27 protein-coding genes are annotated in these 22,038 nt (G+C 69.6%); 20 read left to right on the forward strand and 7 right to left on the reverse strand.

Annotated elements, in window-relative coordinates; all coding sequences use genetic code 11:
- Positions 1-516 precede the first annotated feature (516 nt).
- The 15 genes from TSO221_RS17400 (at position 517) to TSO221_RS17470 (ending at position 13,209) form a co-directional block, all read left to right on the forward strand.
- Positions 517-1,800, forward strand: a complete 1,284-nt coding sequence (locus tag TSO221_RS17400) for an MFS transporter (RefSeq protein WP_158284123.1) — start codon at positions 517-519, stop codon at positions 1,798-1,800.
- A gap of 144 nt (positions 1,801-1,944) precedes the next feature.
- A complete protein-coding gene (locus tag TSO221_RS17405) occupies positions 1,945-2,757 on the forward strand; it encodes a hypothetical protein (RefSeq protein WP_146208837.1) in 813 nt (270 codons plus the stop codon).
- Entirely contained in the window at positions 2,754-3,173 is a 420-nt protein-coding gene (locus tag TSO221_RS17410) for a phage holin family protein (protein WP_109119785.1), read from the forward strand. The genes TSO221_RS17405 and TSO221_RS17410 overlap by 4 nt, the downstream gene beginning before the upstream one ends.
- Positions 3,170-4,060 carry a hypothetical protein gene (locus tag TSO221_RS35485; protein ID WP_158284124.1) on the forward strand — a complete coding sequence of 297 codons (891 nt, stop codon included), beginning with the start codon at positions 3,170-3,172 and terminating at the stop codon, positions 4,058-4,060. The genes TSO221_RS17410 and TSO221_RS35485 overlap by 4 nt, the downstream gene beginning before the upstream one ends.
- A 222-nt stretch (positions 4,061-4,282) precedes the next feature.
- A complete protein-coding gene (locus TSO221_RS17420; RefSeq protein WP_109119786.1) occupies positions 4,283-4,741 on the forward strand; it encodes an SUF system Fe-S cluster assembly regulator in 459 nt (152 codons plus the stop codon).
- Positions 4,742-4,757: 16 nt separating this feature from the next.
- Positions 4,758-6,242: a Fe-S cluster assembly protein SufB gene (gene sufB / locus TSO221_RS17425; protein ID WP_109119787.1), complete on the forward strand. Its 1,485-nt coding sequence runs from the start codon at positions 4,758-4,760 to the stop codon at positions 6,240-6,242.
- A 102-nt stretch (positions 6,243-6,344) separates the two neighbouring features.
- Complete coding sequence (gene sufC / locus TSO221_RS17430) at positions 6,345-7,097, forward strand: Fe-S cluster assembly ATPase SufC (RefSeq protein WP_109119788.1); 753 nt, start codon at positions 6,345-6,347, stop codon at positions 7,095-7,097.
- A 1-nt stretch (position 7,098) separates the two neighbouring features.
- Positions 7,099-8,430 carry a Fe-S cluster assembly protein SufD gene (gene sufD / locus TSO221_RS17435; protein WP_109119789.1) on the forward strand — a complete coding sequence of 444 codons (1,332 nt, stop codon included), beginning with the start codon at positions 7,099-7,101 and terminating at the stop codon, positions 8,428-8,430.
- Between the two features lie 13 nt (positions 8,431-8,443).
- A complete protein-coding gene (locus TSO221_RS17440) occupies positions 8,444-9,730 on the forward strand; it encodes a cysteine desulfurase (RefSeq protein ID WP_109119790.1) in 1,287 nt (428 codons plus the stop codon).
- Entirely contained in the window at positions 9,727-10,197 is a 471-nt protein-coding gene (gene sufU, locus TSO221_RS17445) for a Fe-S cluster assembly sulfur transfer protein SufU (protein WP_109119791.1), read from the forward strand. Before TSO221_RS17440 ends, sufU begins: the two co-directional genes overlap by 4 nt.
- Positions 10,198-10,223: 26 nt before the next feature.
- On the forward strand, positions 10,224-10,592 hold the full coding sequence (locus TSO221_RS17450; RefSeq protein ID WP_109119792.1) for an SUF system Fe-S cluster assembly protein: 369 nt from the start codon (positions 10,224-10,226) through the stop codon (positions 10,590-10,592).
- Between the two features lie 15 nt (positions 10,593-10,607).
- On the forward strand, positions 10,608-10,946 hold the full coding sequence (locus TSO221_RS17455; RefSeq protein ID WP_109119793.1) for an iron-sulfur cluster assembly accessory protein: 339 nt from the start codon (positions 10,608-10,610) through the stop codon (positions 10,944-10,946).
- 3 nt (positions 10,947-10,949) lie between these two features.
- Entirely contained in the window at positions 10,950-11,264 is a 315-nt protein-coding gene (locus TSO221_RS17460; RefSeq protein ID WP_109119794.1) for a hypothetical protein, read from the forward strand.
- A 194-nt stretch (positions 11,265-11,458) separates the two neighbouring features.
- Entirely contained in the window at positions 11,459-12,439 is a 981-nt protein-coding gene (locus TSO221_RS17465) for an ABC transporter ATP-binding protein (RefSeq protein ID WP_109119795.1), read from the forward strand.
- Positions 12,436-13,209 (forward strand): ABC transporter permease, encoded by a 774-nt coding sequence (locus tag TSO221_RS17470; protein WP_247878102.1) that lies wholly within the window; start codon positions 12,436-12,438, stop codon positions 13,207-13,209. Before TSO221_RS17465 ends, TSO221_RS17470 begins: the two co-directional genes overlap by 4 nt.
- Here TSO221_RS17470 and TSO221_RS17475 read toward each other — a convergent pair.
- The 3 genes from TSO221_RS17475 to TSO221_RS17485 form a co-directional block, all read right to left on the reverse strand.
- The gene (locus TSO221_RS17475) at positions 13,206-13,829 is read right to left on the reverse strand and encodes a MarC family protein (protein ID WP_247878103.1); all 624 of its coding nucleotides are present in this window, start codon (positions 13,827-13,829) and stop codon (positions 13,206-13,208) included. The genes TSO221_RS17470 and TSO221_RS17475 overlap by 4 nt on opposite strands.
- A gap of 160 nt (positions 13,830-13,989) precedes the next feature.
- Positions 13,990-14,406 carry a DoxX family protein gene (locus tag TSO221_RS17480; RefSeq protein ID WP_109119797.1) on the reverse strand — a complete coding sequence of 139 codons (417 nt, stop codon included), beginning with the start codon at positions 14,404-14,406 and terminating at the stop codon, positions 13,990-13,992.
- A 15-nt stretch (positions 14,407-14,421) separates the two neighbouring features.
- The gene (locus TSO221_RS17485) at positions 14,422-14,766 is read right to left on the reverse strand and encodes a rhodanese-like domain-containing protein (RefSeq protein ID WP_109119798.1); all 345 of its coding nucleotides are present in this window, start codon (positions 14,764-14,766) and stop codon (positions 14,422-14,424) included.
- A gap of 110 nt (positions 14,767-14,876) precedes the next feature.
- On the opposite strand from TSO221_RS17485, the gene TSO221_RS17490 reads away from it, so the two are divergent.
- Together TSO221_RS17490 and pepN are read left to right on the forward strand one after the other, a co-directional pair.
- Positions 14,877-15,818 (forward strand): LysR family transcriptional regulator, encoded by a 942-nt coding sequence (locus TSO221_RS17490; RefSeq protein ID WP_109119799.1) that lies wholly within the window; start codon positions 14,877-14,879, stop codon positions 15,816-15,818.
- 36 nt (positions 15,819-15,854) lie between these two features.
- Entirely contained in the window at positions 15,855-18,539 is a 2,685-nt protein-coding gene (pepN, locus tag TSO221_RS17495; RefSeq protein WP_109119800.1) for an aminopeptidase N, read from the forward strand.
- 74 nt (positions 18,540-18,613) lie between these two features.
- Here the strand turns inward: pepN and TSO221_RS17500 are convergent, their stop codons facing one another.
- From TSO221_RS17500 to TSO221_RS17510, 3 genes are all read right to left on the reverse strand, one after another.
- Entirely contained in the window at positions 18,614-19,024 is a 411-nt protein-coding gene (locus tag TSO221_RS17500) for a c-type cytochrome (RefSeq protein WP_199229516.1), read from the reverse strand.
- Positions 19,025-19,147: 123 nt separating this feature from the next.
- On the reverse strand, positions 19,148-19,780 hold the full coding sequence (locus tag TSO221_RS17505; RefSeq protein WP_109119801.1) for a carbon monoxide dehydrogenase subunit G: 633 nt from the start codon (positions 19,778-19,780) through the stop codon (positions 19,148-19,150).
- A gap of 101 nt (positions 19,781-19,881) precedes the next feature.
- Positions 19,882-20,334, reverse strand: coding sequence for a hypothetical protein (locus TSO221_RS17510; RefSeq protein WP_109119802.1), 453 nt, complete (start codon positions 20,332-20,334; stop codon positions 19,882-19,884).
- A 132-nt stretch (positions 20,335-20,466) separates the two neighbouring features.
- Between TSO221_RS17510 and TSO221_RS17515 the strand changes: the two genes are divergently transcribed.
- Genes TSO221_RS17515 through folK form a run of 3 tightly spaced genes read left to right on the forward strand, consistent with a single transcriptional unit; the run spans position 20,467 to position 21,592 of the window.
- Positions 20,467-20,724: a type II toxin-antitoxin system VapB family antitoxin gene (locus tag TSO221_RS17515; RefSeq protein ID WP_109119803.1), complete on the forward strand. Its 258-nt coding sequence runs from the start codon at positions 20,467-20,469 to the stop codon at positions 20,722-20,724.
- A complete protein-coding gene (locus TSO221_RS17520; RefSeq protein ID WP_109119804.1) occupies positions 20,724-21,113 on the forward strand; it encodes a type II toxin-antitoxin system VapC family toxin in 390 nt (129 codons plus the stop codon). The genes TSO221_RS17515 and TSO221_RS17520 overlap by 1 nt, the downstream gene beginning before the upstream one ends.
- Complete coding sequence (gene folK, locus TSO221_RS17525; RefSeq protein ID WP_109119805.1) at positions 21,110-21,592, forward strand: 2-amino-4-hydroxy-6-hydroxymethyldihydropteridine diphosphokinase; 483 nt, start codon at positions 21,110-21,112, stop codon at positions 21,590-21,592. The genes TSO221_RS17520 and folK overlap by 4 nt, the downstream gene beginning before the upstream one ends.
- Positions 21,593-21,601: 9 nt before the next feature.
- Here the strand turns inward: folK and TSO221_RS36450 are convergent, their stop codons facing one another.
- Positions 21,602-21,907 carry a hypothetical protein gene (locus tag TSO221_RS36450; protein WP_247878104.1) on the reverse strand — a complete coding sequence of 102 codons (306 nt, stop codon included), beginning with the start codon at positions 21,905-21,907 and terminating at the stop codon, positions 21,602-21,604.
- Positions 21,908-22,038 lie beyond the last annotated feature (131 nt).

Raw genomic sequence — 22,038 nt, forward strand, 5'->3', positions numbered from 1 at the left:
GGGGGCAGCGGCCTGCACGGGAATCAACGCCGGCCACACACGCCATGCCCCCACCTTCCCACGCCTGCGGCGCGGGTCCCTTCCTCCCCCAGCGGGGCTGGGGGAGGCGAACGCGGAGTTCTCGCGCGGCGGAAGTGAAGAATGAAAGGGGGTCGGGGAACGCATGCCCCAGAAAGCAATCCGGCGGTGGAGCCACCCGGGTTTGGCTCCACCGCCGTTCAGTCGGACGGGCAACACATGGTTCCGATGAGCCCCGCGCAGGGGCCGGAGTTTGCCTCTTCAAGTCCGACCGTGTTTCCGACGCGGCCATCAGGCCTGTCGGTGATGAGCGATCAATGCCGGAAAAGCATCACCGTTCACGCCGTCAGCGTGCGCCTCCCAGGCCCCGCAGTCAAGGGGCTGGCATGCGGCAAAAACGCGGGGTTTGTCCTTGCCGGGGTACCCCCGACCGGGGCACCCTCTCCCTCCTGGGAGGGCGGCAACCGCCGCGCGAAGAAAAACCACCGAGGCCAACCCGTGACGGACCACGAACGTCCGAGCGTGCCGTACCGCATCCTGCGCGTCTTCGCGCCGTTCGCCGTCGGCTACTTCATGTCCTACCTGTTCCGCACGGTGAACGCCGTGATCGCCGACGAGCTGACCGCCTCGCTGGGCGTCACCGCCGCCGGGCTGGGCTTCCTGACCAGCGCCTACTTCCTCGCCTTCGGCGCGTTCCAGGCGCCGCTGGGCATCCTGCTCGACCGCTACGGCCCGCGGCGGATCGAGACGGCGCTGCTGCTGGTGGCAGCGGCGGGCGCGGCGCTGTTCGCGGTGGGCGACGGGCTGGCGACGCTGGCGGTCGGGCGGGCGCTGATCGGCGTCGGCGTCTCGGCCTGCCTGATGGCGGCGATCACCGCCAACGTCATGTGGTGGCCGATCGAGCGGCTGCCGCTGGTCAACGGGCTGTTCCTGGCCAGCGGCGGGCTGGGCGCCGTGTTCGCCACCACGCCGGTGCGCGCGCTGATGGCCGTCACCGACTGGCGCGGCCTGTTCCTCGCCCTGGCCGTGGCCACCGCGGCGTGTGCGGCGCTGCTCTACGCCGTGGTGCCGGAACGGCCGCGGCGCGGCGCCACCACCACCCATGGCACCAATCAGGACGCCACTTGGGGCGCCATGCTGCGCGGCACCGGACGGGTGTTCTCCAGCCCGGTGTTCTGGCGGCAGGCGCCGGCGTCGGTGGTCGTGCAGGGCGTCTTCATGACCTACATGGCGCTGTGGGCCGGGCCATGGCTGCGCGACGTCGAGGGCTTCGACAAGGCCGCCGTCGCCACCCACCTGCAATACGCCGCCATGGCGATGGTCGCCGGCTACACCGGCTTCGCGCTGGCCACCGACGCGCTGCGGCGGCGCGGGCTGAGCCCGGCGACGGTGGCGAACGCCGGCCTGCTGCTCGCCACCCTGGCGCTGGCGGCCATGCTGGCCGGGTTGCCGGTCCCGCCGGTGGTGTCCTGGGTGCTGTACCCGCTGTTCGCCAGCGCCTCGGTATTGGTCTACTCCGTGCTGTCGCAGAACTTCCCGGCCGAGTTGGCCGGGCGGGTCAACACCGCCGCCAACCTGCTGATGTTCGCGGTGGCCTTCAGCCTGCAATGGGGCCTCGGCTCGGTGATCGGCACCTTCCCGCCGGGGCCGCAGGGCGGCTACGCGCCGGAGGGGCACCGGCTGGCGCTGCTGATCGTGGTGGCGCTGCAGGCCGCGGCGCTGCTCTGGCAGCTGTGGCCGCGCCGCGCGCCGCGCGCCGTCCTGGAGACGCCCTCGCCCTGAGCGAAGCACGCCCGTTCCCCCTCGCCTCCTCCGGTCCGTCCGGCGGGCCGCCTTCGGAACCCCGACCTTCACCCCTTGTTTAAAGGTCGAGTTTCCGCGAAGGCAGCCAAGCCCGCACACGGCAAGACACTCCCGAGGAGGATCATGATGGCAACGCGCGACAATTCAGGTCAGGGCGGTCCGGACGACAAGAAGGCCACGGGGCCGCTCGACCGCGCGCAGAACGAGGCGACCGAGATGGGCCGCCAGGGCATGGGCGCCGCCCAGAACCGGATCCGCGCCGCCTTCGAGCAGCAGAGCCACCGCGCCGCCGACCAGATCGGCAGCGTCGCGCAGGCGCTGCATCAGGCCGCCCAGCAGCTGGAGGAGGAGAACAACGGCACCGCCGCCCGCTACACGGTGATGGCCGCCGACCGCGTCGAGCAGTTCGCCGACACGCTCCGCAACTCGACGGTGGACGATCTGGTCGGCCAGGTCGAGAGCTTCGCCCGCCGGCAGCCCGAGGTCTTCCTGGGCGCGGCGTTCGGCGTCGGCTTCCTGTTCGCCCGCTTCATCAAGAGTTCCGGCGAGCGCATCCGCATGGCCGACCTGATGCGCCAGCAGGACGAGCAGCGCATGGGCGGCGGCGGTGGCGGCGGTGGCCGGGCGCGCGGCTCCTATGACTTCTCGCAGGAGCGGCAGAACATCGGCGGCTCCTACCCGGCGGGCCAGCGCTCGACCGGCGGCGGCACCGGAACCGGCCAGTCCCGGCCGCGGGCCTCGTCGGACGAGTCCGGCGTCGGCAACAGGGTCAACATGGGCAGCAGCGTCCGTGACGCGGCCGAGCTGATGGCCGGCGGCTCACCCGAACCCGCGAAGATCCCGACGGCGAGGGCCGAACCGGTGGGCGGCGCCGGCACCGCGAAGGCGCCGGAGTCCAAGCCTCCGGAGAGCAAACCCCTGGAGTCCAAACCATGAGCGCCGCCGAGGACTACGGCCGCTACGACCCGCGGGCGAACCGCTCGCTGGCCGGGTTGTTCGCCGACCTGGCGCGCGACCTGACCGGGCTGGTCCGCACCGAGCTGGAGCTGGCCAAGGCCGAACTGGGCGAGAAGGCCGGGCAGGCGGCGGGCGGCGTGGCCTTCATCGCCGCCGGCGGCTTCGTCGCCTTCGCCGGGCTGCTGGTGCTGCTGGCCTGCGCCGTGCTGGCGCTGTCGCTGGTCGTGCAGCCGTGGCTGGCGGCGCTGATCGTCGGCGCCGTGGTGGTCGGCATCGGCGCCGCGCTGATGCTGATGGGCCGCAGCCGGCTGAGGCCGGAGAACCTGCAGCCCAACCGCACGCTGCACACCCTGCGCGACGACAAGGACTGGGCGCGGAGCCAGCTCAGCCGATGAGCCAGCACGACGACAACGCCACCAGGGACCACCCCGACTACGACGCTTTGCAGCGCGAGGCGCGTGATCGCCGGACGCGCATCGCCGCTTCGCTGGACTCGCTCCGGCACCGCCTCGCGCCCGACACCCTCAAGGAGCAGACCATGAACCGCATGACCAACCGGATGAGCAGCGGAGCGTCGCACATGGGCGACATGGTCCGCGGCAACCCCGTTCCGCTCGCCATGATCGGCATCGGACTGGGCTGGATGCTGCTGTCGCGCAGCGGCATGGACCAGCGCATCGCCCAGAGCGGCGCGTTCCGCAGCGCGCGCGGCGCCGCCGGCTCCACCGCCCGCTACGCCCGCGACACCTTCTACAGCGCCGCCGGCACCGTGCGCGACACCGCCGGCTCGCTGTACGACCGCGCCGGCGACATGGCCAGTGATGCCTACGACAGCGCCGGCGACGCCGCCAGCCGGATGACCGGCGGCGGCACCCCTCACGATCGTCCGGGCGACAACCGCACCGGCGGCCCGGCCGGCCGCGGCATGCCGCAGCAGCATTCCCAGGGGGGACGGTCGATGACCGCCTCGATGGGCCGGCAGATCGGCCACGTCACCACCAGCTTCTGGGACCTCGTCGAGGACCACCCGCTGGTCGCCGGCGTGATGGGCGTGGCGCTCGGCGCAGCGCTCGGCGCCAGCATCCCGGGCACCCGCTACGAGGAGCGCTGGGTCGGCGACTACGCCGGGCAGGTGACCAGCAAGGCGAAGGACGTGGCGCAGGACGCCATCGAGCGCGGCACCCGTGCCGCCCAGGCCGCCGCCGAAGCGGCCCGCGAGCACGTCGCCGAAGCGGTCGACGACGTGAAGGGCGCCGCCAAGGAGGAGATCGACCGGTCGTAGCGCCGCCTGCGTTCCGGCCTCGACATCCCCGCGGAAGCCGGCGCTTCCGCGGGGATGATCGTTTCAGGACTTGCGACAAAGCGCCGCACCCTATACCGTACCGCTGCGGTCTAGTATGGCCGTTGCCGGCGATCGGCCGAATGCCCCACTGATCCGCTTGACTTTTGGACAGGGGCGGGGCATCTAATCAGTACCGAATTGGTCCTGATTGAACTCCCGGCCATGATCAAGCTGTCCAAGCTGACCGATTACGCCATCGTGGTGATGAGCGAGATGGCGCGCCAGACGGGCACGGTGCACACCGTGACCCAGATGGCCGAGCGCACGGGCGTGCCCGCGCCGACGGTCGCCAAGCTGATGAAGAGCCTGACCCCGGCCGGCCTGATGACCTCGCACCGCGGGGCGGCCGGCGGTTACGCGCTCGCCCGCCCGGCCGAGGCCATCACCATCGCCGACATCGTCGTCGCCCTCGACGGCCCCATCGCGCTCACCGCGTGCGTCGAGGGGGCCGGCGAGGAGTGCGGCGTGGAGAACCTGTGCCCCATGCGGGGCGGCTGGGAGAAGATCAACCGGGCGATCCGCTCCGCGCTGGAGCAGGTGACGCTCGCCGACATGATGGGCCCCGTGTGGACGCCGCCGGCCAGGGAACCGGCCAAGGCGCTCGCGTCGGGAAACGCCTAGGGAGTTAGAGGAAGCCATGGCCGCCAGCACCGAGACCGCCGATCAGGTCCGCGCCTTCACCGAGAAGGAATACGAATACGGCTTCACCACGGACATCGAGTCCGAGGTCGCGCCGAAGGGCCTGAACGAGGACATCATCCGCTTCATCTCCGCCAAGAAGGAGGAGCCGGAGTGGCTGCTGGAGTGGCGCCTGCGCGCCTTCCAAGCCTGGAAGGCCATGGAGGAGCCGCATTGGCCGGCGCTCACCTACGGCCCGATCGACTACCAGGACGCGCACTACTACGCGGCGCCGAAGATGAAGGCGAAGCCGAAGTCGCTGGACGAAGTCGATCCGGAGCTGCTGAAGACCTACGCCAAGCTGGGCATCCCGCTGAAGGAGCAGGCGATCCTCGCCGGCGTCGAGGGCACCGAGGGGCAGAGCCCGGCGGTGGCGGTGGACGCGGTGTTCGACAGCGTGTCGGTGGCGACCACCTACAAGGCCAAGCTTGAGGAGATGGGCATCATCTTCTGCGCCATCTCCGAGGCCGTGCACAAGTGTCCGGAGCTGGTGAGGAAGTACCTGGGCTCGGTGGTGCCGTACACCGACAACTTCTTCGCGACGCTGAACTCGGCGGTGTTCACCGACGGCAGCTTCGTCTACATCCCGAAGGGCGTGCGCTGCCCGATGGAGCTGTCCACCTACTTCCGCATCAACCAGGCCAACACCGGCCAGTTCGAACGGACGCTGATCATCGCCGACGAGGGTTCGTACGTCAGCTACCTGGAAGGCTGCACCGCGCCGAAGCGCGACGAGAACCAGCTGCACGCCGCGGTGGTCGAGCTGGTGGCGCTCGACAACGCCACCATCAAGTACTCGACGGTGCAGAACTGGTATCCGGGCGACGAGAACGGCGTCGGCGGCATCTACAACTTCGTGACCAAGCGCGGCGCCTGCCGCGGCGTCAACTCGAAGATCTCGTGGACGCAGGTGGAGACCGGCTCGGCGATCACCTGGAAGTACCCGAGCTGCATCCTGCAGGGCGACAACTCGGTGGGCGAGTTCTACTCGGTCGCCATCACCAACAACCGCCAGCAGGCCGACACCGGCACCAAGATGATCCACATCGGCAGGAACACCCGCTCGACCATCGTGTCGAAGGGCATCTCGGCCGGCAAGGCGCAGCAGACCTACCGCGGGCTGGTGAAGATCCTGCCCAAGGCGGAGGGTGCGCGCAACCACACGCAGTGCGACAGCCTGCTGATCGGCGACCAGTGCGGCGCCCACACGGTGCCCTACATCGAGAGCCGCAACCGCTCCGCCCGCATCGAGCACGAGGCGACCACGGCGAAGATCAGCGAGGACCAGCTCTTCTACTGCCGCCAGCGCGGCCTGGCCGAGGAGGACGCGGTGTCGCTGATCGTCAACGGCTTCTGCAAGGAAGTGCTGAAGGAGCTGCCCATGGAGTTCGCCGTCGAGGCGCAGAAGCTGGTGGGCATCTCGCTGGAAGGCAGTGTGGGATGATGAGGTAACGGGACTGGATCCCCGCTTTCGCGGGGATGACGATGAGAGAGTGATTGGAACCCTGGATACGCCACCGAGTGGGATGCGAGGAACGGACAAGCGATGATCGAAATCAAGAACCTGCACGCCACGGTGGACGGCAAGGAAATCCTCAAGGGCATCGACCTGACGATCCGCCCGGGCGAGGTGCACGCCATCATGGGGCCGAACGGCTCGGGCAAGAGCACGCTCTCCTACGTGCTGGCCGGCCGCGAGGGCTACGAGATCACCAAGGGCTCGGTCAATTACTTCGGCCAGGACCTGCTGGCGCTGGAGCCGGAGGAGCGCGCCGCGGAAGGGCTGTTCCTGGCCTTCCAGTACCCGGTGGAGATCCCCGGCGTCGCCAACACCACCTTCCTCAAGTCCGCCATCAACGCCATGCGCAAGCGCCGCGGCGAGAGCGAGCTGGACGCCATGCAGTTCCTCAAGCACATCCGCGCCAAGACCAAGCAGCTCGGCATGACCGACGAGATGCTGAAGCGCGCGGTCAACGTCGGCTTCTCCGGCGGCGAGAAGAAGCGCAACGAGACGCTGCAGATGGCGGTGCTGGAGCCGAAGTTCGCCATCCTCGACGAGACCGACTCCGGCCTCGACATCGACGCGCTGAAGATCGTCGCCGACGGCGTCAACGCGCTGCGCTCGCCGGAGCGCTCCATGCTGGTCATCACCCACTACCAGCGCCTGCTCGACTACATCGTGCCGGACTACGTGCACGTGCTGGCGCACGGCCGGATCCAGCGCTCGGGCGGCAAGGAGCTGGCGCTGGAGCTGGAGAAGAACGGCTACAAGGAATTCGGCGTGGACGAGGCGGCGTGAGATGACGAGCACCCACTCCCCCCGCCGCGGCGACCCCGTCCCGGCCCAGCCCTACCTGGAGCAGTACGACCGCGTGAAGGCGGAGCTGCCGGGCGCCGCGCTGTCCTGGGTGCGCGACCTGCGCGAGCTGGGCCGCAGCCGCTTTGCCGAGCTGGGCTTCCCGACCGCCAAGGTCGAGGCGTGGAAGTACACCAGCCTGAAGAGCCTGGAGAAGGTCGCCTTCCAGCCGGCCAGGCCGGCCGCGGCGGGCGTGCACTTCGACGTCCTGCCGCACGTCGGCACGGGCCCGCGGCTGGTGTTCGTCGACGGCTTCTTCCGCGCCGACCTGTCCTCCACCGCGGGCGTGCCGGCCGGCGTCGAGCTGTCGGGCCTCGCCGAGACGCTGTCCCGGAACCCCGATCTGGTCGGCGAGCACCTGGGCCGGCTGGCGGTGTCCGACGAGCAGCGCTTCGTCGCGCTCAACACCGCCTTCCTGGCGGACGGCGCGGTGGTGCGCATCGGCCGCGGCGTCGAGGTGGCGGAACCGATCGAGCTGGTCTTCGTATCGCTGGGGTCGGATGACGGCGCGGTCGCCTTCCACCCGCGCACGCTGCTGATCGCCGAGCCGCAGAGCAAGGCGACGGTGATCGAGCACCACGTCGGGCTCGGCATCGGCGCCACCTTCGCCAACCACGTGGCCGAGGCCTACGTCGGCGAGGGCGCCATCCTGCGCCACTACAAGGTGCAGCGCGAGGGGGCGGAGGCCTTCCACCTGTCCAACAGCGTGGCGAAGGTCGGCAAGGACGCCTGCTACGACAACTTCATCCTGACCACCGGCGCGCGGCTGGCCCGCAGCGAGGTGCGCGTGGCGCTCGGCCTGGGGTCGAGCTGCAACGTCAACGGCGCCTACATGATCGGCGGCCACCAGCACTGCGACACCACCACCGTGATCGAGCACAAGGAGCCGCACGGCACCTCGCGCGAGGTCTACAAGGGCGCCATCGACGACCACGGCCGCGCCGTGTTCCAGGGCAAGATCGTCGTGCATCCCGGCGCGCAGAAGACCGACGGCCACCAGCTCAACCGCGCCCTGCTGCTGTCCGACACCGCCGAGATCGACGCCAAGCCGGAGCTGGAGATCTACGCCGACGACGTGAAGTGCAGCCATGGCGCCACCGCCGGCGAACTGGCCGACGAGGCGCTGTTCTACCTGCGCGCCCGCGGCATCCCGAAGGACGAGGCGCGCGCCCTGCTGATCGGCGCCTTCCTGGCGGAGGCGCTGGACGAGATCCCCGACGAGACCGTCCGCGAGGCCTTCCACGGCTTCGTCACCGGCTGGCTGGGCACGCGCTGAGGAGACCGAGGCCATGAGCGACATCGCCTATACGCTGGAACGCCCCGCCGCCCCCTACGACGTCGAGCGCATCCGCGCCGACTTCCCGATCCTGTCGCGCACGGTGCACGAGCGCACCGGCAAGAAGCCGCAGCCCGGCAAGCCGCTGGTCTATCTCGACAGCGGCGCCAGCGCCCAGAAGCCGCGCCACGTCATCGACACCATGACGCGCTTCCTGGAGGAGGACTATTCCAACATCCACCGCGGCGTGCACTTCCTGTCGCAGCGGGCGACCGACCGCTTCGAGGCGGCGCGCGACAGCGTGGCGGCGTTCCTCAACGCGCCGTCCCGCGACGGCATCGTCTTCACCCGCAGCGCGACCGAAGCGATCAACCTCGTGGCGCACAGCTACGCCCGCACCTTCCTGGAGCCGGGCGACGAGATCATCGTCTCCGTGATGGAGCACCACGCCAACATCGTCCCCTGGCAGCTGGCCCAGACGGCCAGGGGGCTGGCGATCAAGGTGGTGCCGGTGGACGACCGCGGCGTGCTCGACCTGGACGCCTACGCGAAGCTGTTCGGGCCGCGCACGAAGATGGTGGCGATCACCCATTGCTCGAACGTGCTGGGCACGGTGACGCCGGCCAAGGAGATCGTCCGCATCGCGCACCAGCATGGCGTGCCGGTGCTGCTCGACGGCTCCCAGGCGGTGGTGCACGGCACGGTGGACGTGAAGGACATCGGCGCCGACTTCTACGTCTTCACCGGCCACAAGCTGTACGGCCCGACCGGCATCGGCGTGCTGTGCGCCAAGCCGGAGCTGCTGAAGACGATGCCGCCCTACCAGGGCGGCGGCGACATGATCCAGTCCGTCAGCTTCAGCGGCACCACCTTCAAGGAGGCCCCGGCCCGCTTCGAGGCCGGCACCCCGCCGATCACCGAGGCGATCGGGCTGGCCGCCGCCATCGACTACGTCGAGGGCATCGGGCGCGACGCCATCGCGGCGCACGAGCACGACCTGCTGACCTACGCCACGGCGCGCCTGCAGGAGATCGAGGGGCTGCGCATCGTCGGCACCGCGCCGGGCAAGGCGGCGATCATCTCGTTCGTGGTGGACGGCGTGCACCCGCACGACCTGGGCACCGTGGTGGACCAGTACGGCGTCGCCGTGCGCGTCGGCCAGCACTGCGCCGAGCCGCTGATGGACCGCATGGGCGTCGGCTCGACGGCGCGGGCGTCGTTCGCTCTTTACAACACGCGGGCCGAGGCCGACGCTCTGGTCGATGCGGTCAAGGCGGTGAAGGAGTTCTTCGGAGCATGATGGACGAGCTGCGCGAGCTGTACCAGGAAGTCATCCTGGACCACGGCAAGAACCCGCGGAACCACCGCCACCCGCCCGACGCCAACCGCGAGGCGCGCGGCGAGAACCCGATGTGCGGCGACAAGTTCACCGTCTACCTGAAGGTGAGCGGCGATCATGTCGTCGAGGACGTGGCGTTCGAGGGGCGCGGCTGCGCCATCTCCACCGCCAGCGCCTCGATGATGACCGAGGTGGTCAAGGGCAAGACCGAGGCCGAGGCCAGGGCCCTGTTCGAGACCTTCCACGACCTGTGCACCAAGGACGAGGAGGAGCACGGCGACCACGGCCCGGTCGATGAGGAGGCCCTGGAGAAGCTGATGGTGCTGTCCGGCGTGCGCCAGTTCCCGGTGCGCGTGAAGTGCGCCACCCTCGCCTGGCACGCGATGAACGCGGCCATCGAGGGCGACGAAAAAGCATCGAGCGAATAGGCGTCGAGCGAGTAAGAGAGCCAGCCATGCCTGAAGACGCGACCGCAACCGACATCCACGACACGCCCGCCGTCTCCATCGCCACCGGCAAGGAGGGGGTGATGGAGCGCATCGTCGAGGCGATCAAGACCTGCTACGACCCGGAGATCCCGGTGGACATCTGGGAACTCGGACTGATCTACCGCGTCGACGTCAACGACGCCGGCGAGGTCGAGGTCGACATGACCCTGACCAGCCCGATGTGCCCGGTGGCCGGCGAATTGCCGCTGCAGGTGCAGGAGGCCGTTCAAAACGCCGAGGGCGTCACCACATGCAAGATCGATCTGGTGTGGGAACCCCCATGGCGCCCGGACATGATGTCGGACGTCGCCAAGATCCAGCTGGACATGTTCTGAGGAGCGAGACGACCCATGGCACTCCCGAAGGCCCTTTCCATCACCGATGCGGCCGCCGAGCGCGTCAGGGCGCTGATGGCGAAGGCGCCGGGCGAGATGATCGGCCTGCGCATCGGCGTGAAGGCCCGCGGCTGCTCGGGCCTCAGCTACGACATCCAGTACGCCAAGGAGAAGATGAAGTTCGACGAGGTCGTGGAGGACAAGGGCGTCACCGTCCTCATCGACCCGGCGGCCGTCATGTTCCTGATCGGCTCGGAAATGGACTACGTCGACGACAAGTTCGAGACGGGGTTCAAGTTCAGCAATCCGAACGAGAAGGGCCGCTGCGGGTGTGGGGAGAGCTTCCACGTGTGACGCGTGCGGGCGGCCCTCCTGCGCCTGCTGCGCACCGCCGCCGTCGGGCTGGCGCTCCTGGCGGCCTGGGCGGTGATCGGCACGCTGTACACGCGCTTCGTCGATGACATCGCCGGTACCTACCTGGCGGCGGCCGGCGCCATCGCTTCCCTGCTCTACCTGCCACTCTACGCGATCGCCGACGCGCGGCGCCTGCCGGCGACCGCATCCGGAGCCGCACAGGCGAAAGCCGTCCTCTGCGGATGGCTGGCCGGTTTGCCGGCATCGCTTCTCGTCATCGTCGCCCTGCTCCAGGCGGCAAGGCTGGTCCGCTTCTAGGCGGGGTTGAGACCGGGCGGTTCCCGCCCTACCATCCTGCCCCTGAACACGCGCCCCCACCCGCCCTTCGCTGCGCTCGGGCACCCTCCCCCGCTTTGCAGGGGAGGGTTTACAGGCCAGCGGCGGAGTTCCCTCCCCTGCGCAGCGGGGGAGGGTCAGGGTGGGGGCAAGTGCCGCCGAAGCAACAGGTCCCCATGTCCTTGCTGAACGAAACCGCCCCGGCGCGCGCCGCCGCGCCCGCCGCGCCCGCCCCGCCGATCATCCGGGTCTCCGGCCTCACCAAGACCTACAAGACCGGATTCAACGCGCTCAAGGGCATCGACCTGGAGATCCGCCGCGGCGAGATCTTCGCGCTGCTCGGCCCCAACGGCGCCGGCAAGACGACGCTGATCAGCATCGTCTGCGGCATCGTCAACCCGTCCACCGGCACGGTGCTGGCCGACGGGCACGACATCGTGCGCGACTACCGCGCCGCGCGCTCGGCCATCGGGCTGGTGCCGCAGGAGCTGACCACCGACGTCTTCGAGACGGTCTGGGCCACGGTGAGCTTCAGCCGCGGCCTGTTCGGCAAGCCGCCCAACCCGGCGCACATCGAGAAGGTGCTGCGCGACCTGTCGCTGTGGGACAAGAAGGACGCCAAGGTCATCACCCTGTCCGGCGGCATGAAGCGCCGGGTGATGATCGCCAAGGCGCTGTCGCACGAGCCGAAGATCCTCTTCCTCGACGAGCCGACGGCCGGCGTCGACGTCGAGCTGCGCCGCGACATGTGGGCGATGGTGCGGCGGCTGCGCGAGGGCGGCGTCACCATCATCCTCACCACCCACTACATCGAGGAAGCGGAGGAGATGGCCGACCGCATCGGGGTGATCAGCAAGGGCGAGATCATCCTGGTCGAGGACAAGGACGTGCTGATGCGCAAGCTCGGCAAGAAGCAGCTGACGCTGCACCTGCAGAGCCCGCTGGAGGCGATCCCCGCCGGCCTGTCGGAATACGCGCTGGAGCTGACCGCCGGCGGCACCGAGCTGGTCTACACCTTCGACGCCCAGGCCGAGCACACCGGCATCGCCGGCCTGCTGCGGCGGCTGGGCGAGCACGGCATCGACTTCAAGGACCTCCAGACCAGCCAGAGCTCGCTGGAGGAGATCTTCGTCAGCCTGGTGAGGGCCGGGAAATGAACATCCCCCTGAACATCCACGCGATCCGCGCCATCTACGGCTTCGAGATGGCGCGCTGGTTCCGCACGCTGGCGCAGAGCATCGCGTCCCCGGCGATCTCCACCTCGCTGTACTTCGTGGTGTTCGGCTCGGCCATCGGCGGGCGAATGGGCGAGGTGGACGGCGTGAACTACGGCGCCTTCATCGTGCCCGGCCTCGTCATGCTGTCGATCCTGACCGAGAGCATCTCCAACGCCTCCTTCGGCATCTACATGCCGAAATACTCGGGCACCATCTACGAGGTGCTGTCGGCGCCGGTCTCCATCGGCGAGATCCTGATCGGCTACGTGGGCGCGGCGGCGACCAAGTCGGTGATCCTCGGCTTCATCATCCTGATCACCGCGCGGCTGTTCGTCACCTATCACATCGAGCACCCGCTGGTGATGGTGGGCTTCCTGGTGCTGACGGCGGTGACCTTCAGCCTGTTCGGCTTCATCATCGGCGTCTGGGCGGACGGCTGGGAGAAGCTGCAGATCGTGCCGCTGCTGATCGTCACGCCGCTGACCTTCCTGGGCGGCAGCTTCTATTCCATCAGCATGCTGCCGCCGGTCTGGCAGACGGTGACGCTGTTCAACCCGGTCGTCTACTTGGTCAGCGGCTTCCGCTGGAGCTTCTACGGCACGGCGGACGTCGGCGTCGGCGTCAGCCTCGCCATGACCACGCTGTTCCTGGCGCTGTGCCTGGGCGCGGTGTGGTGGATGTTCCGCACCGGCTATCGGCTGAAGGCTTAGGGCGGGTAGACCGCCGTGATGCCCGACAGGATCGTCTGCGCCGCCAGCGCGGCCAGCACGATCCCCAGGATCCGGCTCAGCGTCAGGATCATGGTGCGCCCCAGCAGGCGGCGCACCACGTCGGCGAACATCAGCAGCACCGTGGCGCTGGCGATCACCAGCGCCGCCGCCCCCAGCACCGTCAGCTGGCCCTGCCAGCCCCGCCCGTACTGGTCCATCAGCAGCATCACCGAGGCGATGGAGCCCGGCCCGGCGATCAGCGGGATGGCCAGCGGGAAGACGGCGAGGTCGTGCGCCTCCTCGTCGGTGCGGGCCTCGTCGGCGGCCTTCTCCTTGCGGTCGGAGCGGCGCTGGAACAGCATCTCGAAGGCGATCCAGAACAGCAGCGCCCCGCCGGCGATGCGGAAGGCCGGCATCCCGATGCCCAGCGCCGTCAGCACCGGCCGCCCGAGATAGGCGAAGAACACCAGGATGGTCAGGCTGAGCGCCGTGCCGCGCAGCGCGATCATGCGCTTGCGCCGGGCGTCGAAGCCCTGCGTCAGGCCGAGGAACACCGGCACGAGGCCGACCGGATCGACCACGACGAAGAACACCACCAGGACGCTGATCAGCGTGTCCACGCCCCTGCTCCCACCCCGTTCGTTTGATGCTGCTGGGTAGGGGGAGCGGCGCGGTGCGTCAACCGGCAAATCGGCATGGGAGGTGTCTGCGCCGAGCCCCACCCCCATCCCTCCCCCGCCGAAGATGGGGGAGATCAGGAGGGGGGCCAACGCGAAAGGGTCACACCCTCACCACGCGCCCCGTCATCGGCCACCAACTTGGTACGAGCGCGTGCGCCCCGTCACCGATCAGCGCCTGAACCAGCGAGGCGAGGATCAGGAAAGCCGGGTACTCCCAGCCGCCGTTCGGGGCGGTGAACACCCAGCCGTTGCCCAGGTGCACGGCCAGTGCGCCGAGCAGCACCGGCACCAGCCCCAGCGCCACCCAGCGCGCCTGCACGCCGAGCAGCAGCAGCATCCCGCCCACCGCCTCCCCGGCCACCACCGGGTAGACCATCCAGCCGGGATAGCCGGCGCTCTCGAAGAACGCCGCGGTGCCGGCCAGGGTGAAGGTGAAGACCTTCAGTCCGGCGTGCGCCACGTACATCACGCCGAGGCCGAGCCGCAGCAGCAGCGCGCCGTAATCGGAGTCGCTCATCGTCCCGCCCTCCCCTCACGCGGCCTGGGCGGCGCCGGTCTCGACCGGCAGGCCGGCATCGATCCAGTCCTGCTTGCCGCCGCGGTAGACGCGCACGCGGCCGTAGCCGAGCCGCTGCAGGTGCTGCGCCGCGATGTCGGAATTCCGGCAGGTCGCCGAGGCGCAGTAGACGACGATCTCCGCCGCCATGTCCGGCAACAGCGTCGGGGCGAGCTGCGCCACCTGGTCGTGCGGCAGGTTCACCGCGCCGGGCAGGTGCGCCTCGGCGTGGTAGCGGGGCGGCAGCGCCTCGGCCAGACGCACAGGCGCGCGGCCGTCGAGCAGAGCTTTCAGCGCGGTGCGGTCGATGGTCTCGATCATGGTGTCCGTCCTTGTCGGGGTTCGTGATGCGCCGACTTTGCTCTTGCGCCAACGCCGTTACTACGAGCAAGATTGCGCATTGAATTTGCGTTTCTGCAAAGAGACGGACCATGCTGGATTGGGACGATCTGCGCATCGTGCTGGCGGTGGCGCGCGCCGGCGGCATCGGCGGGGCGGCGGGAACGCTGGGGGTCAACCAGTCCACCGTGTTCCGCCGGCTGAACGCGCTGGAGGAGTCGCTGGGCGTCCGGCTGTTCGAGCGGCTGCCCGGCGGCTACCGCGCCACCCCGGCGGGCGAGGACATGGTGGGTACGGCCGAGCGCATGGAGGAGGAGGTGCTGTCGCTGGCCCGCAGCCTCACCGGCCGTGACGAGCGGCTGTGCGGGCACCTGCGGGTCACCGCCTCGGAATCGCTGGCGCACCGGCCGCTGGTCCGCCATCTCGCGGCGTTCCGGGCCGCGCATCCGGGCATCACGCTGGAGGTGATCGTCGACAACCGCACGCTCGCCCTGTCGCGCCGGGAGAGCGACATTGCGCTCCGCGCCACCCGCCCGGCGGAGGGCGACCTGTACGGCCGCAAGCTGGCCGATGTCGCCTGGACGGTGTACGGCGCCCCCGCCTACCTGGACCGCGCCGGCAGCCCAGCGGCACCGGAGGATCTGGCCGACCACGCGCTGGTCGGCTGGGACGCCGGCTCGCCACCGCTGAAGGCGGCGGAGTGGCTGCGCGCGCTGGCGCCGGACACCGCGGTGGTCTATCGCGCCAACAGCACGCTGAACCAGGCGACGGCCTGCGCCGCCGGCCTGGGGCTGGCGGTGCTGCCCTGCTTCCTGGGCGACGCCGAACCGGGGCTGGAGCGCGTCTTCGCCCCGATCCCGGCGCTGACGCGCGAGCTGTGGCTGGTCACCCACCAGGACCTCAAGCGCACCGCGCGCGTGCGCGCCTTCCTCGACGTGGTGGGGAACGGGCTGGCGCGCGACCGGGCGCTGTTCGAGGGAACGGGCCATCGGCCGCTTGACCGGGTTGACGCCGGCGCACGACGCCACACGTAACGAGAACCCAGCCGAAACGGGAGCAGAGACACCGTCATGGACAAAGGCATCGCGAAGGTTACGCCGAAGGCCATCCACCTCAAGGACTACCGGCCGCCCGCGCACCTCATCGACACGGTGGACCTGCACTTCGACCTGCGCGAGGACGTGACGACGGTGCGCGCCACGCTGGCCGTCCGCCGCAACCCGGCGCGCGACGATCTCTTCGGCAACGACGGCGAACACCCCGCCCTGACGCTGGACGGCGAGCGGCTGGAACTGGTCTCGATCAGGCTGAACGGCAAGCCGCTGACGACCGAGTGCTACACGGTGGACGAGGCCCGCCTGACCATCCCGCGCGTGCCGGAGACCTTCACGCTGGAAACGGTGGTCCGCATCAAGCCGCAGGAGAACACGGCGCTCCAGGGTCTCTACAAATCGTCCGGCAACTTCTGCACGCAGTGCGAGGCGGAGGGCTTCCGGCGCATCACCTGGTTCATCGACCGCCCCGACGCGATGGCGCGCTACACCACCACCATCGAGGCGGACAAGGCGCGTTATCCGGTGCTGCTGTCCAACGGCAATCTGATGGCCGACGGCGACGCGTCCGGCGGCCGCCACTGGGCGCGCTGGGAGGATCCGTTCCCCAAGCCCAGCTACCTGTTCGCCCTGGTGGCCGGCAACCTGCGCCACGCCGAGGACCGCTTCCGCACCGCGTCCGGCCGCGACGTCACGCTCCGCATCTACGTCGAGCCCGGCAACGAGGACAAGGTCGGCCACGCCATGGCCTCGCTGAAGAAGTCCATGGCCTGGGACGAGGAGGTGTTCGGGCTGGAGTACGACCTGGACATCTTCAACATCGTCGCCGTGTCGGACTTCAACATGGGGGCGATGGAGAACAAATCGCTCAACGTCTTCAACACCAAGTACATCCTGGCGAAGCCGGAGACCGCCACCGACCAGGATTTCCTGGGGATCGAAGCCGTGGTAGCGCACGAGTACTTCCACAACTGGACCGGCAACCGCGTCACCTGCCGCGACTGGTTCCAGCTGTCGCTGAAGGAGGGGCTGACCGTCTTCCGCGACCAGGAATTCTCGAGCGACATGAACTCCCGCCCGGTCAAGCGCATCGCCGACGTGCAGCGCCTGCGCACCGTGCAGTTCCCCGAGGATTCCGGCGCCATGGCGCACCCGGTGCGCCCGGACACCTACGTGGAGATCAACAACTTCTACACGCCCACCGTCTACGACAAGGGCTCGGAAGTCATCCGCATGATGCACACGCTGCTGGACAAGGAGGGCTTCCGCAAGGGGATGGACCTCTACTTCCAGCGGCACGACGGGCAGGCGGTGACCTGCGACGACTTCGCCGCCGCGATGCAGGACGCCAGCGGCGTCGATCTCAGCCACTTCAAGCTGTGGTACCGGCAGGCCGGCACGCCGGTGCTGGAGGCGTCGGGCGCCTACGACGCTGCCGCGCAGACCTACCGCCTGACGGTGCGCCAGACGGTGCCGCCGACTCCGGGCCAGCCGACCAAGCTGCCCATGCACATCCCGCTGGCCATGGGCCTGCTGGGCCCGGACGGCCAGGACCTTCCGCTGCGGCTGACGGGCGAGGACCAGCCGGCGGGCACGTCGCGCGTGCTGCACGTCAAGGACGGCGAGCAGGTGTTCGCGTTCGAGGGCGTCCCCGCCCGGCCGGTGCCGTCGCTGCTGCGCGGCTTCTCGGCGCCGGTGACGCTGAAGACCGACCTCTCGGACGGGGACCTGACCTTCCTGATGGCGCACGACAGCGACGCCTTCAACCGCTGGGAGGCCGGGCAGACGCTGGGCACCCGCATCCTGCTGACGCTGGTCGCCGACGCCCAGGCCGGCCGCGACCTCGCCCTGCCCGACGGCTTCGTCCGGGCGGTGGAAAAGGTGCTGGACGACGCCCCGACCGACCCCGCCTTCGCCGCGCAGGCGCTGGTGCTGCCGACCGAATCCTACCTCGGCACGCAGATGCCGGTGATCGATCCGGACGCCATCCACACCGCCCGCGAGTTCGCCCGCAAGCGGCTGGCCTCGGCGCTGCGCCCGAAGTGGCTGGCCGGCTACCGCGCCAACGCCGGCAACGAGCCGTTCTCGGTGGACGCCGCCGCCATCGGCCGCCGGGCGCTGAAGAACCTCTGCCTCGCTTACCTGATGGCGCTGGAGGACGCGGAGGCGGTCGGCCTGTGCGTCGGCCAGTTCCACGGCGCGCACGCGATGACCGACGCGGTCGCCGCGCTCGGCCTGCTGGCGTCCTCCGGCACGGCGGAGCGCGAGGAGGCGCTGGCCTCCTTCTACGGGCGCTGGAAGGGCGAGCCGCTGGTGGTGGACAAGTGGTTCGGCGTGCAGGCGACGGCCAGCCGGCCGGACGCGCTGAAGGACGTCACCCGCCTGCTCGACCACCCGGCGTTCGAGATCCGCAACCCGAACAAGGTCTATGCGCTGATCGGCGCCTTCGCCGGCGGCAACCCGGTGCGCTTCCATGAGGCGGGGGGTGCCGGCTACCGCTTCCTGGCCGATCAGGTGCTGACGCTCGACCCGATGAACCCGCAGGTGGCGGCGCGGCTGATGGGCCCGTTCTCGCGCCTGCGCCGCTACGACACCGGCCGGCAGGCGCTGATGCGCGCCGAGCTGAAGCGCATCGCCGCCCAGCCCGGCCTGTCGCCCGACGTCTTCGAGGTCGCGACCAAGAGCCTGGAGGCAGTGGGCTGAAATAAGGCGGGCTGAAAAAGAAGCGGGCCGGAGGGTCTCCCCTCCGGCCCGTTCGCTGCGACGAACGGTCGCGCTTACTTCTGCTCGGCCAGGAAGGCGATCAGGTCGTCGGCGGCCTTGTCGGCGTCGGCCTTGTACTTCGGCACGTTCTTCAGGCCGGCGTAGGCCATCGTGCCGCCCGGGACGATCTCCTTCGGGGCCTGGACGTAGGCCTTCAGGTTGTCCGCGGTCCAGGCGAAGCCGGCGGCGGCCTTCTCCTGCATCGGCTTCGAGTACTTGAAGCCGTCGATCGAGCCGGCCTTGCGACCGACGACGCCGGCGAGCGACGGACCGACCTTGTTCTTGCCAGCCTCGACGGTGTGGCAGGCCATGCACTCCTTGAACACGTCCTTGCCAGCGGCGGCGTCACCGGCAGCCTGCGCGGCGCCGGCGGCGGCGGTCATGCCCAGGGCGATGGCGGCACCCATCATCAGCTTCTTGATCATTTGGTACGTTCCCTTCGTTGGTTGACCGGATCTGGCCGGTGGGGATCGCGGGGGAGAATACACAGATTCGGCGAACTGCCAACCCCAACGAACAGCCCAGACCGGCGCTTTCATCCCTAGGGATTAATGCCCACCCAAGAGTAGGGCGAACAGGACGATCGCCAAGCCCAGCGCCAGCCAGGGCACATAAAATCCGCCCATGCGCACGGCCGGCAGCGGCAGCGGAATCTCCGGCGGCGTGATCCGCACCGGCGTGGCCGCCGACTCCGCCGCCGCGGGCGCGGGAGCCGCGGCGGACTCGGGTGCCGCGGCGGACGGGCCGCCGACCATGGCGGCGAAGCGGGTGAAGAAGTCGTCGGCCATCTTGCGCGCCGTGCCGTCCACGAGGCGCGAGCCGATCTGCGCCAGCTTGCCACCGACCTGCGCGTGCGCCTCGTAGTTCAGCAGCGTCGCCGCGCCGTCCTCCTCCAGCCGGACGGTGGCGCCGCCCTTGCCGAAGCCGGCGGCGCCGCCCGAGCCCTCGCCAGTGATGGTGTATCCCTTGGGCGGGTCGAGGTCGGACAGCGTGACCTTGCCGGCAAAGCGCGCGCTGACCGGCCCGACCTTGGCGTGCACCTTGGCGGTCAGCTCGGTGTCGGAGATCTTCTGCACCTCCTCGCAGCCGGGGATGCACTGGCGCAGCACGTCCGGGTCGTTGAGCGCCGCCCACACCTTGTCGCGTGGCGCCTCGATGCGGTGGGAACCGGTCATGTCCATGCGGTCGTCTCCTTCCTCCCGGCCAAGCTATCGTTTTCCATTCCCGCGGAAAACTAGGCCGTTCCGGTCATCCGCCCACCCCTCCGGCCGGAGAAGGCCGCTCAGCGCGCCATGCAGTTGCTGACCAGCGCGCCGCAGTCGGCGATGCTGGCGCCCATGGGATAGCTGACCTGCTGCACGGTGCCGCCGCGCAGGACGAAGGTGGCGTCGCAGCCCTGCGGCGTGCGGCTGGCGGCCAGCGGACCGCCAATGCCGAGGCTGAGGCCGATTCCATCGGCCGTGCCGCCGCTCAACCCCACGCCCGTGCCGGGGATGCCGGCGATACCGGTGCTGTCGGTATCGACCACGGGCCGGGCGGAATAGGTGTAGTACTCGGCGCCGTTCACCACCGCCTGCCGGGACGGCACGCCGGCGCAGGACAGCAGCGCCGCCTTCGGCAGGCCGACCAGTTGCGTCTGCGCCCGTTCGGCGAGGTCCGCGTCCTTGCTGTTGCCGGCGCACGCCGCCAGCCCGATCAGGGCGGCCATCCCCGCCGCGCGCACCACGATCCGCATGCCCTTCCTCCGCACGATGCTGCTTCCGCCGCACCATACCACCTCCACGCGCCGCCGGAAGGGGGTTGGGCTGGCCGTCGCGGCGGGGCGGACACCATGTTAGGATGCGGCCCCGGCAGAGGACGCGCACCCATGACCCTGATCATCAACAACCCGGAAGCGGAGCGGCTGGCGCACGAATTGGCGTCCCGCCGCGGCGAGTCCATCGACGAGGCGGTCGTAAAGGCGATGCAGGAGCGGCTGGAACGCACCCCGACGCTGACGCCCGAGCAGAAGAGGGTGCGGGATCGACTCATCGAGATCGGCAAACATTGTGCGTCGCTCCCGGTGCTGGACCCGCGCAGTCCCGACGAGATCCTGGGTTACGACGAGAACGGGTTGCCGACCTGATGATCATCGATACGTCGGCGGTTGCCGCCATTCTCCTCGACGAACCCGATATGGCGCGATTTGCGGAACTCATTGCCGGGGCAGATTGCCGGCTGATGTCCACGGCCGCCGTGCCTGAACTGACCATGGTCATCGAAGCACGATTGGGCGCGCAAGGAGTGGAAGACGTGGACCGCTTCATCGAGGAAGCCGCCATCACGTTGATCCCGTTCGATGCCGTCCAGCTTGCCATGGCACGCGAGGCCTGGCGTCGGTTTGGCAAGGGCCGTCGTCACCCCGCCAAGCTCAATTTCGGTGACTGCATCGCCTACGCCCTCTCCAAGACCAGCGGCCTGCCGCTGCTGTTCAAGGGAGACGACTTCGCCCGCACGGACGTGATTCCCGCATGACCACCGTCTGCATCGCCCTCGGCAGCAATCTCGGCGACCGGCTGGCCAACCTGGAGGCGGCCATCGCGAGGCTCGCCCCAGCGGTGGCGGTCACTGCCCGCTCGGCCGTCTACGAGACGGCGCCGATGTACGTCACCGACCAGCCGGCCTTCCTCAACATGGCGGTGCGCGGCGAAACGGATTTGGCGCCCGAACCGCTGCTGGCGCACCTCAAGGGCATCGAGGCGGCGCTGGGCCGGCGCGACGGCGGCGTGCGCTTCGGGCCGCGCGAGGTGGACCTGGACATCCTGCTGTACGGCGACGCGGTGTCGAGGGCCGCGGCGCTGGAGATACCGCACCCGCGCATGGCCGAGCGCGCCTTCGTGCTGCGCCCGCTCGCCGACGTGGCGGCGGAGGTCCGCCACCCGGTGCTCGGCCGCACCATCGCGGAGCTGCTGGCCGAGGTACCGGGGGCGGACACCGTGGTGCGTCTGGGCTGACCCCGGGCGTCAGTGCGGGCGGTTCTCCAGGGTGCGCAGCGTCCGGTCGAGGACCGACAGCGGCACGCCCATCACGGTGCCGCCGAGGATGGCGGCGGCCAGTTCACGGTCGATCTCGGCGATCGGCGCGATCTCCTCGGCGCCAAGTCCGCGATCCTCGGCGATCAGCGCGATCCAGCCGGCCAGCGCGTTCTTCTGGTGCAGCAACCCCGGATCACCCACCGCTTCGAAGGTCTCGATGAAACCGCGGCCGGTGAATACGGGTGTTGCATTGCACACAATATCCGGGACCGGAGTCCCCGGGTGCGTCGTCATTGGGCGTTCTCCCGAATGGCTGTTGTTCGGTGCCTGATTTTTTGCAGGTCATGCTGCCTTCGTCGGGCAGAGCGCGCAACCCGGCCAAGGGGGTATCCACTATCCGTCGGAGGGAGATCCGCCCCACCAAG

This window comes from Azospirillum sp. TSO22-1, from assembly GCF_003116015.1.
Lineage (GTDB): Bacteria > Pseudomonadota > Alphaproteobacteria > Azospirillales > Azospirillaceae > Azospirillum.